The sequence below is a fragment of the Streptomyces sp. CA-135486 genome, from assembly GCF_050936555.1.
Classification (GTDB): domain Bacteria; phylum Actinomycetota; class Actinomycetes; order Streptomycetales; family Streptomycetaceae; genus Streptomyces.
The window spans coordinates 2,632,129-2,646,316 of sequence record NZ_JBNJMM010000001.1 but is presented as its reverse complement, the minus strand read 5'-3'; the positions used below and the strand labels follow the sequence as shown (position 1 = coordinate 2,646,316).

General features: G+C 72.5%; 13 protein-coding genes. 3 read left to right on the top strand and 10 right to left on the bottom strand.

The features are described 5' to 3' along the window. Window positions 1–78 precede the first annotated feature (78 nt). From pheT to infC, 7 genes are all read right to left on the bottom strand, one after another. Window positions 79–2,592, bottom strand: a complete 2,514-nt coding sequence (gene pheT, locus ACQEVG_RS11995; protein ID WP_432981177.1) for a phenylalanine--tRNA ligase subunit beta — start codon at window positions 2,590–2,592, stop codon at window positions 79–81. After that, window positions 2,592–3,713, bottom strand: a complete 1,122-nt coding sequence (pheS, locus tag ACQEVG_RS11990; RefSeq protein ID WP_432981174.1) for a phenylalanine--tRNA ligase subunit alpha — start codon at window positions 3,711–3,713, stop codon at window positions 2,592–2,594. The genes pheT and pheS overlap by 1 nt, the downstream gene beginning before the upstream one ends. 113 nt (window positions 3,714–3,826) lie before the next feature. After that, on the bottom strand, window positions 3,827–4,948 hold the full coding sequence (locus ACQEVG_RS11985; protein WP_432981171.1) for an ATP-binding protein: 1,122 nt from the start codon (window positions 4,946–4,948) through the stop codon (window positions 3,827–3,829). Between the two features lie 100 nt (window positions 4,949–5,048). Continuing rightward, window positions 5,049–5,885 carry a TrmH family RNA methyltransferase gene (locus ACQEVG_RS11980; RefSeq protein WP_432981168.1) on the bottom strand — a complete coding sequence of 279 codons (837 nt, stop codon included), beginning with the start codon at window positions 5,883–5,885 and terminating at the stop codon, window positions 5,049–5,051. Between the two features lie 376 nt (window positions 5,886–6,261). Continuing rightward, the gene (gene rplT, locus ACQEVG_RS11975) at window positions 6,262–6,654 is read right to left on the bottom strand and encodes a 50S ribosomal protein L20 (RefSeq protein ID WP_432981165.1); all 393 of its coding nucleotides are present in this window, start codon (window positions 6,652–6,654) and stop codon (window positions 6,262–6,264) included. A 104-nt stretch (window positions 6,655–6,758) separates the two neighbouring features. Then, window positions 6,759–6,953 (bottom strand): 50S ribosomal protein L35, encoded by a 195-nt coding sequence (gene rpmI, locus ACQEVG_RS11970; RefSeq protein ID WP_360876182.1) that lies wholly within the window; start codon window positions 6,951–6,953, stop codon window positions 6,759–6,761. Between the two features lie 119 nt (window positions 6,954–7,072). Next, window positions 7,073–7,744, bottom strand: a complete 672-nt coding sequence (gene infC / locus ACQEVG_RS11965) for a translation initiation factor IF-3 (RefSeq protein WP_432981161.1) — start codon at window positions 7,742–7,744, stop codon at window positions 7,073–7,075. A 355-nt stretch (window positions 7,745–8,099) separates the two neighbouring features. Between infC and ACQEVG_RS11960 the strand changes: the two genes are divergently transcribed. Then, window positions 8,100–8,462: a DUF1844 domain-containing protein gene (locus ACQEVG_RS11960; protein WP_360876178.1), complete on the top strand. Its 363-nt coding sequence runs from the start codon at window positions 8,100–8,102 to the stop codon at window positions 8,460–8,462. 19 nt (window positions 8,463–8,481) lie between these two features. On the opposite strand, the gene ACQEVG_RS11955 is transcribed toward ACQEVG_RS11960, so the two are convergent. Continuing rightward, a complete protein-coding gene (locus tag ACQEVG_RS11955; RefSeq protein WP_432981158.1) occupies window positions 8,482–9,213 on the bottom strand; it encodes an SseB family protein in 732 nt (243 codons plus the stop codon). Between the two features lie 23 nt (window positions 9,214–9,236). On the opposite strand from ACQEVG_RS11955, the gene ACQEVG_RS11950 reads away from it, so the two are divergent. After that, window positions 9,237–9,698 carry a serine hydrolase gene (locus ACQEVG_RS11950; RefSeq protein WP_432981155.1) on the top strand — a complete coding sequence of 154 codons (462 nt, stop codon included), beginning with the start codon at window positions 9,237–9,239 and terminating at the stop codon, window positions 9,696–9,698. Between the two features lie 229 nt (window positions 9,699–9,927). Here the strand turns inward: ACQEVG_RS11950 and mycP are convergent, their stop codons facing one another. Both mycP and ACQEVG_RS11940 read right to left on the bottom strand, forming a co-directional pair. Then, window positions 9,928–11,094: a type VII secretion-associated serine protease mycosin gene (gene mycP, locus ACQEVG_RS11945; RefSeq protein ID WP_432981152.1), complete on the bottom strand. Its 1,167-nt coding sequence runs from the start codon at window positions 11,092–11,094 to the stop codon at window positions 9,928–9,930. Then, window positions 11,091–11,933 (bottom strand): hypothetical protein, encoded by an 843-nt coding sequence (locus ACQEVG_RS11940; RefSeq protein ID WP_432985297.1) that lies wholly within the window; start codon window positions 11,931–11,933, stop codon window positions 11,091–11,093. Before ACQEVG_RS11940 ends, mycP begins: the two co-directional genes overlap by 4 nt. 1,029 nt (window positions 11,934–12,962) lie before the next feature. Here ACQEVG_RS11940 and ACQEVG_RS11935 point away from each other — a divergent pair. Further along, window positions 12,963–14,165 (top strand): amino acid deaminase/aldolase, encoded by a 1,203-nt coding sequence (locus ACQEVG_RS11935; RefSeq protein WP_432981149.1) that lies wholly within the window; start codon window positions 12,963–12,965, stop codon window positions 14,163–14,165. The last annotated feature ends 23 nt before the right edge of the window (window positions 14,166–14,188 follow it).

The following is a 14,188-nucleotide window of genomic DNA, read 5'->3' as shown; positions in this document are numbered from 1 at the left end:
CTCCCACCAGCGCAAAAGGGGGCGCACCCGGTGGTCCGGATGCGCCCCCTCGGCAGGCGTGATGCAGGTCGGAGGCGGTCAGGCGCCGCGCAGAACCGCACCGGTGCGCTCGGCCGCGAGCGCGACAGCGGCGTCCCGGGCGGCCGATGCCTCCTCGACCGTCAGCGTCCGGTCGCCGGACCGGAACCGCAGCGCGTACGCCAGCGACTTCTTGCCCTCGCCGATCTGCGACCCGACAAAGACATCGAACAGCCGGATGGACTCCAGCAGTTCACCCGCGCCCTCCCGCAGCACCTGCTCGACCTCGGCGGCCGGCACATCCCGTGGCACGATCAGCGCGACATCCTGGGTCGCCACCGGGAAGGTGGAGATCCGCGGCGCCCGGAGGACGCCCTCGCCGGCCCGCTGCAGAAGGTCGAGCTCGACCTCCATGGCGCAGGTGCGCTCCGGCAGTCCGAGCGCCTTGGTGACGCGCGGGTGCAGTTCGCCGGCGTGGCCGACGAGGGTCTCCTCGCCGTCCACGGTGGCGTACAACGCGGCGCAGCGGCCCGGGTGCCACGGGGCGTGCTGGTCGGCGCGGACGGTGAGTTCGACACCGGCCTCGCGGGCGACCGTACGGGCGGACTCGACCGCATCGGCCCAGTCGGCCGGGCGGCCCTTGCCCCACCAGCCAGCCTGCTCGCGCGCGCCCGCCAGGACGGTGGCGACGCGGCGCGGCTGACGCGGCAGCGCCGCGTTCAGCGCGGCGATCTCCTCGTCGGTGGGGCGGCGGTCGACGGGCAGCAGGCCGGGGACCGTCTCCTCGCCGGTCGGCCGGAAGACCAGCCCCGTCTCGAACAGGGCCAGGTCGTGCGAGCCACGGCCGTCGTTGCGGCGCAGGGCGCCGAGCAGACCGGGCAGCAGCGTGGTGCGCAGCGCCGGCTCCTCGTCGGAGAGCGGGTTGACCAGCTTGACGACGGTGCGTCGCGGGTCACCGGCGTCCAGTCCGAGCTGGTCGAACACGGCCTCACTGACGAACGGGTAGGTCGGCGCCTCGACAAAGCCCGCTCCGGCGAGCGCGCGGCCGACGCGGCGGTGCAGCCGCTGGCGCTCGGTGAGCCCGCGGCCGGCCGGCGGCCTGGGCAGCGTGGAGGGCAGGTTCTCGTACCCCTCCAGCCGGATGACCTCTTCGGCGAGGTCGTTCGGCGCGGCGAGGTCGGGACGCCAGGACGGGACGGTGACGACCAGCTCGTCCTGCCCGTACACATCGCAGCCGACCTCCTGGAGGTGGCGTACGACGGTCTCGCGGCCGTAGTCGACACCCGCGACGCGGTCGGGGTGGTCGGCGGGCATCGAGATCGTACGCGGCGCGGACGGCGCGATGACCTCGGTGACGCCGGCCTCCGCGGTGCCGCCCGCGAGCAGCACCAGCAGGTCGACGGTCCGCTGTGCGGCGGCAGCCGCGGCCTGCGGGTCGACGCCGCGCTCGAAGCGCTTGGACGCCTCGGAGGAGAGCTTGTGGCGGCGCGCGGTGCGCGCGATCGAGACCGCGTCGAAGTGCGCGGCCTCGATGACCACCTCGGTGGTGGCACCGGCGGTGTCGTCGTGGTCCGCGATCTCGGTGTTGGCGCCGCCCATCACGCCCGCGAGGCCGATCGGCCCGCGGTTGTCGGTGATGACCAGGTCCTCGGCGTCCAGGACGCGCTTGGCCCCGTCGAGCGTGGTGAACTTCTCGCCCTGCTCGGCGCGGCGGACGCCGATCGGGCCGTCGATGCGCGAGCGGTCGTACGCGTGCAGCGGCTGACCGAGCTCCAGCATCACGTAGTTGGTGATGTCCACGGCGAGGGAGATCGGGCGCATGCCCGCCTTCTGCAGGCGGCGCTGCAGCCAGATCGGGGAGTGCACCTCCGGGTCGAGCCCGACGACGGTGCGCGCGGTGAAGCGGTCGCAGCCGATCGGGTCGGCGACCTCCACCGGGTAGCCGAAGGAGTTCGGCGCGGGCACGTCGAGCAGCGCCGGGTCGCGCAGCGGCAGCCCGTACGCGATGGCCGTCTCGCGGGCGACTCCGCGCATCGACAGGCAGTAGCCGCGGTCCGGCGTGACGGCGATGTCGAGGACCTCGTCGACCAGTTCCAGCAGCTCGATGGCGTCGGTGCCGACCTCGACCTCGGGCGGCAGCACGATGATGCCGCCGCTGCCGTCGTCGCCCATGCCGAGCTCGTCGCCGGAGCAGATCATGCCGTGCGAGGTCCTGCCGTACGTCTGGCGCGCGGCGATCGCGAAGTCACCGGGCAGCACGGCGCCCGGCAGGACCACGACGACCTTGTCGCCGACGGCGAAGTTGCGCGCGCCGCAGACGATCTCCTGCGGCTCGCCGTTTCCGTTGGCCATGCCGACGTCGACGGTGCAGAAGCGGATGGGCTTCTTGAACTCCGTCAGCTCCTCGATGGTCAGCACCTTGCCGACGACGAGGGGGCCCTTGAGCCCGGCGCCGAGCTGCTCGACCGTCTCGACCTCGAGACCTGCCGCGATGAGCTTGGTCTGTACGTCGCGGCCGGTCTCCGTGGCCGGCAGGTCGACGTACTCCCGCAGCCAAGAAAGCGGGACCCGCATCAGATCTCCATCCCGAACGGCCGGGTGAACCGGACGTCACCCTCGACCATGTCTCGCATGTCTTCTACGTTGTGGCGGAACATCAGCATCCGCTCGATGCCGAACCCGAAGGCGAATCCGCTGTACTTCTCAGGGTCCACGCCGCAGGCAACAAGCACCTTCGGGTTGACCATGCCGCAACCGCCGAGCTCGATCCAGCCCTCGCTGGAGCAGGTGCGGCAGGGCCGGTCCGGGTTGCCGACGGACTCGCCGCGGCAGACGTAGCAGACCATGTCCATCTCGGCGGACGGCTCGGTGAAGGGGAAGAAGTTAGGCCGCAGCCGGGTCTTCATGCCCGCGCCGAAGAGCGCCTGGACCATGTGGTCCAAGGTGCCCTTGAGGTCCGCCATGGTCAGGCCCTCGTCCACGGCGAGCAGCTCGACCTGGTGGAAGACCGGGGTGTGCGTGGCGTCCAGATCGTCGGTGCGGTACACGCGGCCGGGGCAGATGACATACACCGGCGGCTCACGGTCGAGCATCGAGCGGATCTGCACCGGCGAGGTGTGCGTGCGCAGTACGACGCCGGAACTGCTGCCGCCATCCGTGCCCTCGACGAAGAAGGTGTCGTGCTCGCCGCGGGCGGGATGGTCCGCGGCGATGTTCAGCGCGTCGAAGTTCAGCCATTCGGTCTCGACCTCGGGGCCTTCGGCCACCTCGTAGCCCATGGCCGTGAAGACGTCCTCGATGCGCTCGGAGAGCGTGGTCAGCGGGTGACGGGCGCCGGCCGGGACCCGGTCGTGGGGCAGCGTGACGTCCACGGCCTCCTCGACGAGCACCCGGGCGTCGCGCTCGGCCTCCAGCTCGGCCTGGCGGGCGGCCAGCGCCTTGCTCACCGCGCCGCGGGCCTGGCCCACGCGCTTTCCGGCCTCGGCCTTCGCCTGCGGGGGCAGGGCGCCGATCTCCCGGTTGGCGAGCGAGAGCGGCGAGGTGCCTCCGGTGTGGGCGACCTTGGCGTGGGCGAGCGCTTCGAGGTCGCCCGCGGCGGCGAAGGCGGCGAGCGCCTCGTCCCGCATGCGCTCGATCTCTGCCGGTTTCAGTGCCTCGACCTCAACAGGGTCGTACGACTTATTGGGTGCGGACATCTCTTCCCGTACTTCCGATGACTGGCTGGGGCCCCCGCTCGTCGACCGAGGACGCAAAGGTGCCAAAGGACGAGTCTAACGGGGTGTGGAGAGGCGAATGAGCCCGCGGGCGGCTAGGCCAGGTAGGCCGGGGCGCCCACGGGCAGAATAAATCGGAACTCGGCGCCACCGCCGGGTCCGCGGCCGACGGTGATCGTCCCGCCGTGCGCCTCGACGATGCCCTTGACGATGTAGAGTCCCAGGCCCGTGCCACCGCGCTTGCTGCCCCGCCAGAAGCGGGTGAAGACGCGGCCCATCGACTCCTCGGGGATACCGGGGCCTTCGTCGCTCACGGTGACGGCCGTACCCTTCTCGTCGTCCTTCGCCGATGCCGGCGCCACCTCGATGGTGACGGTTCCGGCACCGTGGCGCACCGCATTTTCCAGCAGATTGCCAAGCACCTGGTCGATCTTGTCCGGGTCGGCCCACAGGTCGGGCAGCCGGCGCTGGATGCGTACGAAGAAGCGGTCGGGGCTCTGGCCGCTGGCTATGTGCGCCTGGATGTGGCGTCCGACGGCGGCCGCGATGTCGATGGGCTGGCGGCGCACTTCGAGCCGTCCGGAGTCGATACGGGAGATGTCGAGCAGTTCGGCGATGAGCCGGGTGACGCGGTTGGCGTCGGCGTCGACGGTCTCCAGCATCAGCCGCTTCTGGTCGTCGGTGAACCGCTCCCACTTGGCGAGCAGCGTCGCCGTGAAGCCCTTCACGGAGGTGAGCGGTGAGCGCAGCTCATGGGCGACGGTCGCGATCAGCTCGGCATGGCTGCGTTCGGTGCGGCGCCTGGCCTCGGTGCCGCGCAGGCTGACGACGAGCCTGCGTATCGGCCCGGTCGGGTGCTCGCGCACATAGCGGGCGGAGACGAGGACCTCGCGGCCGCCGGGCAGCAGGAGATTGCGCTCGGGCTGGCCGACACGGGTGGCGAGTCCGCCGTACGGATCGGTCAGCGTCCACCAGCGGCGGCCCTTGAGGTCCTCCAGCGGCAGCGCCCGCTCGAGCGGCAGGCCGAGGGCTTCGCCCTTGGACACGGCGGTGATCCGTACGGCCGCGTCGTTGAAGCAGATGACCCGGCCGCTCTCGTCGGCCACGACAAGACCGTCGGGCAGGTCGTCGGCGTCGATCCCGAAAACATCGGGACCACAGGAATGGCACAGCAGAGCCCCGTGTGTCTCCGCGGGCCTGCTTGTCCCGACCGCCATATCCCCGTACCCCACCTCTCCGCCGGCGCAGTGGGCCCCCAAGCCCGTCACACTACTAGCTGGACGTGACCGAGCGGACCCCCTGAGCGAGTACTCCCACTCAGGGAGTACTGCCCGCGCGCTGGGCACGCGCCGAGGCATAGAGGCATACGGCTGCGGCGGTCGCGAGGTTCAGACTTTCGGCTTTTCCGTGGATGGGTACGCGCACGACGGCATCCGCGAGCGCGCGGGTCTCCTCCGGCAGCCCCCAGGCCTCATTACCGAAGATCCAGGCCGTCGGGCCGCCCATGGTTCCAGCGTCGAGCTCGTCGTCCAGATCGTCGCCCGCGCCGTCGGCGGCCAGTACGCGCACCCCGGCGTCCCGCAGCCCCTGTACCGCCTGTTCGACGGGGACACCGACGGCGACGGGCAGATGGAAGTGCGAACCGACCGACGCACGCACGGACTTGGGGTTGTAGAGATCCACGGAGGCGTCGGTGAGGACGACGGCGTCGGCACCGGCGGCGTCCGCACAGCGCAGCACCGTCCCCGCGTTCCCCGGGTCGCGTACATGGGCGAGTACGGCGACGAGCTTCGGCCTGGCCGCCAGGATCTCCTCGAACGGCGAGTCCAGGAAGCGGCAGACGCCGACGAGGCCCTGCGGGGTGACGGTCTGGGAGATCTCGGCGAGCACGGCGTCGGAGGCGTGGTGCACCCGGGCCCCGGCGTCGCCGGCGGCGTCCACGATGTCCGCGTACCGCTCGGCGGCCTCGACGGTGGTGAAGAGCTCGACCAGAGTGTGCTCGCCGCCCGGGCCCCGGTGGGCGACGGCCTCGCGCACGGCCTGCGGGCCCTCCGCGATGAACAGGCGCTCCTTGCCCCGGAAGGCGCGCTTGGCGAGCCGCCGGGCGGCGGTGACGCGCGGGGATCGCGGTGAGATCAGCTCGGGAGTGCGCATGTCGCCTGCGGCTCTCTGACTCGGGTCCGGGGTCGGCCCGGACGGACCTGCGGGTGCCCCCGCCCACCGGGCCCGGGGTGGGCTCGAGGTCCGACGGGGGTCGGGATGCTCCGGAACGGCGCATTGCGCCGCCCGGTGCCAGGACCTGCCGGGCCGGAGGTTCGGCGGCAGACCGGGCGTGCGGTGCCCGCCTGCCATGTGACCCGGGCCGGCCGGGCAGGAGGTTCCGCGGCTGACCGGGCATGCCGTGCCCGCACACCGCACGACCCAGGCCTGTCGTCCCGAAGGGCCGGGCGGGCTTGGGGGACCCCCAACACGACCGGACCCGCAGGCCGGAGGCCTGCGGGTCCTGGAGCGGTCCGGCTGGACGCGGCCGTCAGGCCGCCGACGCGGCCTTCGGGGCGTTGACGTCGCTCGGCAGCGCCTTCTGCGCGACCTCGACGAGCGCGGCGAACGCGTTGGCGTCGTTGACCGCGAGCTCGGCCAGGATCTTGCGGTCCACCTCGATGTTGGCGGCCTTCAGACCCTGGATGAGGCGGTTGTACGTCATGCCGTTCTGGCGGGCAGCGGCGTTGATGCGCTGGATCCACAGCTGACGGAAGTCGCCCTTGCGCTTCTTGCGGTCGTTGTAGTTGTAGACCAGGGAGTGGGTGACCTGCTCCTTGGCCTTGCGGTACAGGCGCGAACGCTGACCGCGGTAGCCGCTGGCCTGCTCGAGGATCGCCCGGCGCTTCTTGTGGGCGTTGACTGCCCGCTTGACGCGTGCCACTTGTTAACTCCTTGTAGCGGGGCCGTGGTTGGACTCACACGGCCCGGAAACGATTAGGTCCCGGTCTCGGCGCCCCGTCCCCGGGTCAGCGGGGACGGATGACGTCACTTGCCGAGAAGCTTCTTGATGGTCTTCGAGTCACCCTTGGCCATCTCGGCGTTGCCGGTGAGGCGACGCGTCAGCTTGGACGGCTTGTGCTCGAGCAGGTGGCGCTTGCCGGCACGCTCACGGAGCACCTTGCCGGAGCCGGTGATCTTGAAGCGCTTCTTGGCACCGCTGTGCGTCTTGTTCTTCGGCATCGCGCCGTTATCTCCTCGTCAGTGGCGCTCCCCCGGTGCGGGCACCGGCCAGCGGGAGCGTCAGATCTTGGTTTGTGGTTCCGGGCGGGACCCGGGCCGCCTGGGTGGCAGCCCTTCGGTCACGCCTCGGAGGTCTCGGAAGGCTCCTCGGCCGGAGCCGGAGCAGCCTCTTGCGAGGTCTCCTCGTGCGCGTAGCCCTGGCGCTCCGCCTTGCGGGCGGCCTGAGCCTCACGCGCCTCGGCCATGGCCTCGGTCTTCTTCTTGTGCGGGCCAAGAACCATGATCATGTTCCGGCCGTCCTGCTTCGGGTTCGACTCGATGAATCCGAGGTCCTCGACGTCGGAAGCGAGCCGCTGCAGCAGGCGGAAGCCAAGCTCGGGGCGGGACTGCTCACGACCACGGAACATGATCGTGATCTTGACCTTGTCGCCCTGCTTGAGGAACCGTACGACGTGACCCTTCTTGGTGTCATAGTCGTGCGGGTCGATCTTCGGCCGGAGCTTCATCTCCTTGATGACCGTGTGCGCCTGGTTCTTGCGCGCCTCACGGGCCTTCATGGCCGACTCGTACTTGAACTTCCCGTAGTCCATGAGCTTGCACACGGGCGGCCGGGCGTTCGCCGCGACCTCGACCAGGTCGAGGTCGTACTCCTGCGCAAGCTCGAGGGCCTTGGCAAGCGGAACAATCCCGACCTGCTCGCCGCTGGGACCGACAAGTCGCACTTCGGGAACGCGAATCCGGTCGTTGATGCGGGGCTCGGCGCTGATGGATCCTCCTCGGTAGCACCACACGACTGCCTGGCAGACAGCCGCGTAACGTCTGTTTTCGTAAGACCAACCGCACCGGAACGTGAAAAATGCCCCGGACGGGACACAGGCGGAAGCTCCTCGAATACCGGAGCACCGCCGCGGTCAACCGCGGGGCGCACATCGGGCGACTTCCATCGTCCGTACGGAACGATGGGCGCCGCCTGACCGGTGACCCGCCGCCCGTGAGGGTGGCCAGGTGGGAGAATCGGAGCCTCCACTTGTGGGTCGGGCACACACGTGTCCGACCGGTCGTTACACAAGGTTAGCAGCTCCGGGCGGAAGGGGCTAACTCAGGCCACGGACGGAGCCGGGCCCGGCGGGGCATATCGTGTGCGGCATGAGTGACGCGACCACCCCCAATGAGTCCCCCGACTTCGACGCCATGACCCGCGACATCGCGGAGGTCCCCGCCGTCGAGGTCATCGTCACGGTCGCGGTGAACCTGATGAGCGCGGCCGCCGTGAAGCTCGGCCTCACCGAGGACGGCGCGGAGCACAAGGACCTGGACGAGGCCCGCAAGCTGGTCCATGCGCTGGCCGGTCTGATGGACGCGAGCGCGACGGAGATCAGCTCCTTCCACGCGGCGCCGCTGCGGGACGGGCTGAAGTCGCTGCAGCTGGCGTTCCGCGAGGCGTCGCTGGTGCCGGACGAGCCGGGCCAGGGTCCCGGCGAGAAGTACACGGGTCCCGTCTACGGCTGAGACATGGACGACTGACCGTTCACCCGCGTACGAACAGGGGCTCGCCCGGAGGGGTGGCCTCGGCCGGCAGCAGCGCCAGGTCGAGGCCCCGCACCAGGCGGGCCCTCAGTACGTCGTCGGCGGCCAGCGCCTCGGCAAGGCGGCGGGCCGCCTGTGCCGGGACCGCGTCCGGGGCGAGGACCAGGGCGAGGGTGCCGTCCGCGGCGCCCGGTCCGAGGTGGGCACGGAGCACCGCGGGCTCGGCGGCGACCGCGTCCCGTACCGCCGCCGTGACCGCCGGGTCGTCGAGCGGATCGGCACTCGTGCGGCCCTCCGCGAGCGCGAGCAGCGCACGGCCGGTCAGCTGGTACGGGACGGGGCCCGCCAGGTCGATGACGAGCGTGTCGGCCTTCTCGTGCGCGGCCGCCTGCAGCGCCTGGTGGAGGGGTACGGCGACGGGGCGGGCCTCGGGATCCCAGCGGGCGAGCGAGGCGATCGAGGTGAAGGCGGGCAGCGCACGGCGACCGCCCGCGGTGAGCGTGGGAACCGCCATGTCGCTGGTCTTCTCGCGGCGCAGACCGTTCTCGTCCTCTTCGACCTCGCCGAGAACGGCGACGACGGGGACCAGCAGCCGGGCGTCCTTCAGGGCTTCGAGCACGGGGCGCTGAGCCGTCCGGTCCTCGGACCATGCGGCGAGAGCCGCCGTCAGCCGTGGGTCGGCGGTGCCGTCGTCGTCGGAGAAACCGGGGTCAGGGATGTTCTTGAGCGCCACGCGATGAGCCTAACCTCCCTGCTATGAGTGCCTGTCTCTCGGTCGCCACGCTCGACGGGTCGTACGGCGAGGAGCGCGCCTACCCGGCGGCGAGCATCGTGAAGGTGTCCATCCTGGCCGCGCTGCTGCTTGAGGGGCGTCCGCTGAGCGCGCGGGAGCGGGAGCTGGCGCGGGCCATGATCGTACGCAGCGACAACGCCGCGGCGACGGAGCTGTGGGCGGCGATCGGGGGCGCGCCGGGGCTGGACGCGGCGCATGCGCGGCTCGGGCTCACGCAGACCCGGGCCGAGTCGGCGTGGGGCCTCACGCGGACCACCGCGCGGGATCAACTCACGCTGATGCGGGCCGTGTTCGACGGCCCGTACGCCCCTCTGCGGTCCCTGATGAGGCAGGTGGCCGAGGGGCAGGACTGGGGAGTGTCGGCCGCGGGCGGCGAGTGGGCGCTCAAGAACGGCTGGATGCCCATGGGTGCGACGGGGCTGTAGGTCGTCCACTCCGTCGGGTGGGCCAGGGGCAGGCTGATCGCGGTGCTGTCCGGCATCCGACGAAGGAGGCGGGCATCGCGTGTGTGGAGGCGGCGGTGCAGGAGGCGGTCGGGTCGGCGTGACGCCGGGTGCACGGGCGTCGGTCGGGGGTCGGCGTGACGCCAGCTGTACGGGAGTCGGTCGGCGGTCGGCGTGACACCGGGGCAGCGACGGGCAGGCCGGCCGCGGGTCAGCGACGGGCAGGCCGGCCGCCGCGCCAGAGCACGACCGCACCTGCCAGCACCAGCGCGCCGATGCCGCCCGCGAGCGCGGCGAGCCAGCCGGCCGGTTCCGCGTCCTGCTGCGCCGGGTCGGGGCCGGGGCCGAAGTACTTCTTGCTGTAGCCCGCGGACGCCGCCTTCAGATCCGCCGGGCGCAGCTTCGCGCCCGCCTTGATGGCGGCGACCGGATCGACCGTGCCGTAGCCCTTGGCGTCGTCGCGGCCGCCCTTGGGGCCGTCGTCGGCGGTGTCGGCGAGGAGCTTCTTGATCTGGGCGGGCGTGAGCCCGGGGTGCGCGGCGCGCACCAGGGCGACCGCGCCGGAGACGAACGCGGAGGCGGCGCTGGTGCCCCAGCCCTGGTAGTACTTACGGTCCGGGTCGGCGATGACGATGTCGACGCCGGGGGCGCTGACGGTGGCGTACCAGCGGCGGGTGGAGAACGCGGCGTGGGTGCCGAAGCGGTCGACAGCGGTCACGGCGATCACGCCCGGGTAGGCGGCGGGGTACGAGATGTGGTCGCCCTTCTCGCCGCCGTTGCCCGCCGAGGCGACGACCACGGCGCCCTTGGCCAGGGCGTACTGGACCGCGGCGTCCTCGCCGGCCTCGGGGTGCGCGGACTCGCTGTCGTCGCCGAGGGAGAGGTTGATGACATCGGCGCCGTGGTCGGCGGCCCAGCGGATGCCCTGGGCGAGCGCGGTGCCGCGGGAGTTGCGGGCCTTCTCACGAGCCTTGTCGGTGCCTTCGAGGATGACCCTGACGGGGAGGATCTTCGCCTCGGGTGCGATGCCCTTGACACCGTCCTCGCGGCCGGCGCCATGGCCGTGGGCGGCGATGATGCCGGCCATGGCGGTGCCGTGGCGGGCCCAGGTGCGATCGCCGCGCTGGGCGCCGAAGCCGATGAAGTCCTTGCCGGGTAGTACGGAGCCGGCCAGGTCGGGGTGGCTGTCGTCGACGCCGGTGTCGAGGACCGCGACGGTGATGCCCCGGCCCTGGGTGGTGCGCCAGGCCTGGTCCGTCCGCATGGCGTCGAGCCCCCACTGCTGGGCCCGTATCGAGTCGGCGTGCGCGGGCGTCGCCGGCAGGAAGGCGAGGACGGCGGCCGCGAGGGTGGCGGCGAGGCGGTGGCGACGGGTCATTCGGGCTTCTCCGTGGCCGTGCTGACGGTCTTGCGCAGACCGCCCTCGATACGGTCGGCGATGCCGTTGGCCTCATGTCCGAGGCCCGCCTGGGCGGGCGCGGACGTCGCGCCCTGTGCCTTGGCCTCGTCGGCGGGCTGCGGGTCGGTGACGGTGCGCCCGTCGGCGAAGCCGGAGACGGCGTAGACGACGACCGGCATCCCGGTCAGCACGTTCACGGTCCAGCTCGCGCGCTGCCGGTCGCCGAAACGGGCGGCGACGGTCCCCTCGGCCGGGAGGGTTCGGGGCATCAGATCGGTGCGCTCGTCGAGCCCTTCCGAGGTGAAGCGGGAGCTCAGCGCGCGCATGGCGTCCGCGTCGGCCTCGGTGAAGATCATCCCGACGGTGGTGACGCTGCTGGCGGTGGCGTCGGTGTACGTGGCGCGCAGCGCGCGGGTGCAGCCGACCGTCTGCAGCGTCTTGAGCAGCAGCGGGTCGAGGGCGGGCGCGCAGCCGGCGTCGGGCGCGACGGCGATCCGCGTCCAGACCCGGTCGGCGCCGCCGGGGCCTGCGCCCTTGCCCTTGAGCGTGCGCGGGAAGAGCGTGTCGACGGGGACGCTGTGCCACAGTCCGCGGGTTTCGGTGTACCCGGTGGGGGCGGCGGGGTCGGCGCTGGAGTCACCGGTGAGCCAACTGCCGGTTGCCGCGCCGCCGATCAGCCCGAGTCCGAGTACGGCACAGGCGACGGCGCCGAGGGTCCGCAGGGGGTGCCGGGTCCGTACGGGACGGAGCCGGGTGGTCAGCTCGGCCGGGGTCTCGGGCGGCGGGAAGGAGTACCCACCGGGTTGCGGGGGCCGCACGCCGGGCCGTGGCGTGAGGTCGACAGCCCCGACGGCCCTGCGCCGCGCGGGCGGCGCGACGGGCCGCGGCGGCACGCCCGGGGGCAGCCGGGGGCCGGGTGGTGTGGAGCGGGGCGCGGAAATGGGCCGCAGCCGGGTGGTCGTCTCGACGGCCGGGGCGTCGGCGGGCGGGGCCGGCGCGGCGGCGGCTGCGTCCGCTGCGGGAAGGCCGGTGGCCGGTCGGCCTGCGCCGGAGGGACCGGGCGGCACGTCCGGCCGGGGCGGTACGCCGGACGGCGGCTCGGCGTCGGAACCCTCGGGGCGATCCGGGCGCGGCATGGTGTCCGCAGGCCCGGGCCGGGCGTCGGCCGCCGTGGACGCGGCACGCGCGGGCGGCACGTCCGGCCGCGGCGGAAGCCCGGCGGGAGGTTGCGGGGCAGCGGGGGCCGCCCCGGGGCGCTCGGCGGCGGTACGGGGCGCCTCAGTCGGCGCGTTGGCGCCCGCGTCCGCGCCGACTGCCGACACACGGGTCGGGGGACCTGCGTCCGCGCCGGAGCCCTCTGGACGTCCCGGACGTGCGGACGGCGCACGCCCGGGGCGGGCGTCCGTCTCCGGCCGCCGGGCGTCCGCAGACGTGGACGCGGCACGCGCGGGTGGTACGACAGGCGGCTGCGTTGCAGCGCGGGGCGTCTCCGGGGGCTCGGACGCGAGCGCGGGCGTGTCCGGGGAGAGCAGGTTCGTGATGCCCGAGGTGCGGAGGGGCTTGGGGGGCTCCGGAAAGACCAGTGCCTCAGTGATGCGGGACGTACTGGTCGGCGTCTCGTCCTCGTGGCGGCCGGGAGGGCGCTGCGCCTCCGTGCTCATCCCGCCCCCCTGGTCTCTCGTCCACGTACAACGACGGATCGCCTCTCGGGGCAGGCCCGTTCGTCACCGCGTGCCGGTCACTCTACGGGCTCAAACGCACCCCGCGGCAACGAGACCAGGGGTCCGGGTGGATCTGCCCAAAACGTCCTCTTACCCTGCGGTAATCCGGTCTGGCAAGCTCGGGCCATGACTCCCCGTGCCGCTGACCGGGCCCGCTACGACAGGGCCACCGCCCATCTCGACGCCCCACTCGCCGTCGTGGATCTCGACGCGTTCGACGCCAACGCGGACGATCTGGTGCGCCGGGCCGGCGGGAAGCCCATCCGGGTCGCGAGCAAGTCCGTACGCTCCCGGGCGCTCCTGGAGCGGGTCCTCGCACGGGACGGGTTCGCCGGGATCATGTCGTTCACGCTGGACGAGTCGCTGTGGCTGGCGCGGGCCGGTTTCGACGACGTACTGCTCGCCTACCCGTCCGCCGACCGGTCCGGGTACGCGGAGCTCGCCGCCGACCCCAAGCTGGCAGCCGCCGTGACCGTGATGGTCGACGACCTGGCGCAACTGGAGCTGATCGACCGCTCGCGGGCCGGCGGCAAGGAGGAGATCCGGATCTGCCTGGAGCTGGACACCTCCCTGAAGCTGCTCGGCGGGCGGGTGCGGATCGGCGCGCTGCGCTCCCCGCTGCGCGAGCCCGCGCAGCTCGCCGAGCTGGCCCGGTCGATCGCCCGCCGCCCGGGTTTCCGGCTGGTGGGGCTGATGGCGTACGAGGGGCATGTCGCGGGGGTCGGCGACGCTCTGCTGGGGCGGCCGCTGCGGTCGCACGTCATCCGGCTGATGCAGGCCGCGGCCCGCAAGGAGCTGGCCGTCCGGCGGGCGGCCGTGGTGCGCGCGGTGCGGGCGGTGACGCCGGAGCTGGAGTTCGTCAACGGCGGCGGCACCGGCAGCGTCCAGCACACCGCGGCCGAGGACGCGGTGACCGAGATCGCCGCCGGTTCCGGGCTGTATGTCCCGCGCCTTTTCGACAACTACACGTCGTTCACGGGGCGTCCGGCCGCGCTCTTCGCCCAGCCCGTGGTGCGCAGGCCGGGCGTCGGTGTGATCACGGTGCTCGGCGGCGGCTACCCCGCATCGGGTGCGGCGGGAGCGGACCGGCTGCCCGTGCCCTATCTCCCGGAAGGGCTCCGCTACGACCCGCAGGAGGGGCCCGGCGAGGTGCAGACCCCGCTGCTCGGTGCTCCCGCCGACGATCTGCTGATCGGCGACAAGGTGTGGTTCCGGCACGCCAAGGCCGGGGAGATGTGCGAGCGCTTCGACACGCTGCACCCGATCGAGGGCGACCGGGTGACGGGGACCGCGCCGACGTACCGGGGCGAGGGCCGGACCTTCCTCTAGCCCCTGGCCTCTTGTCTCTGGCC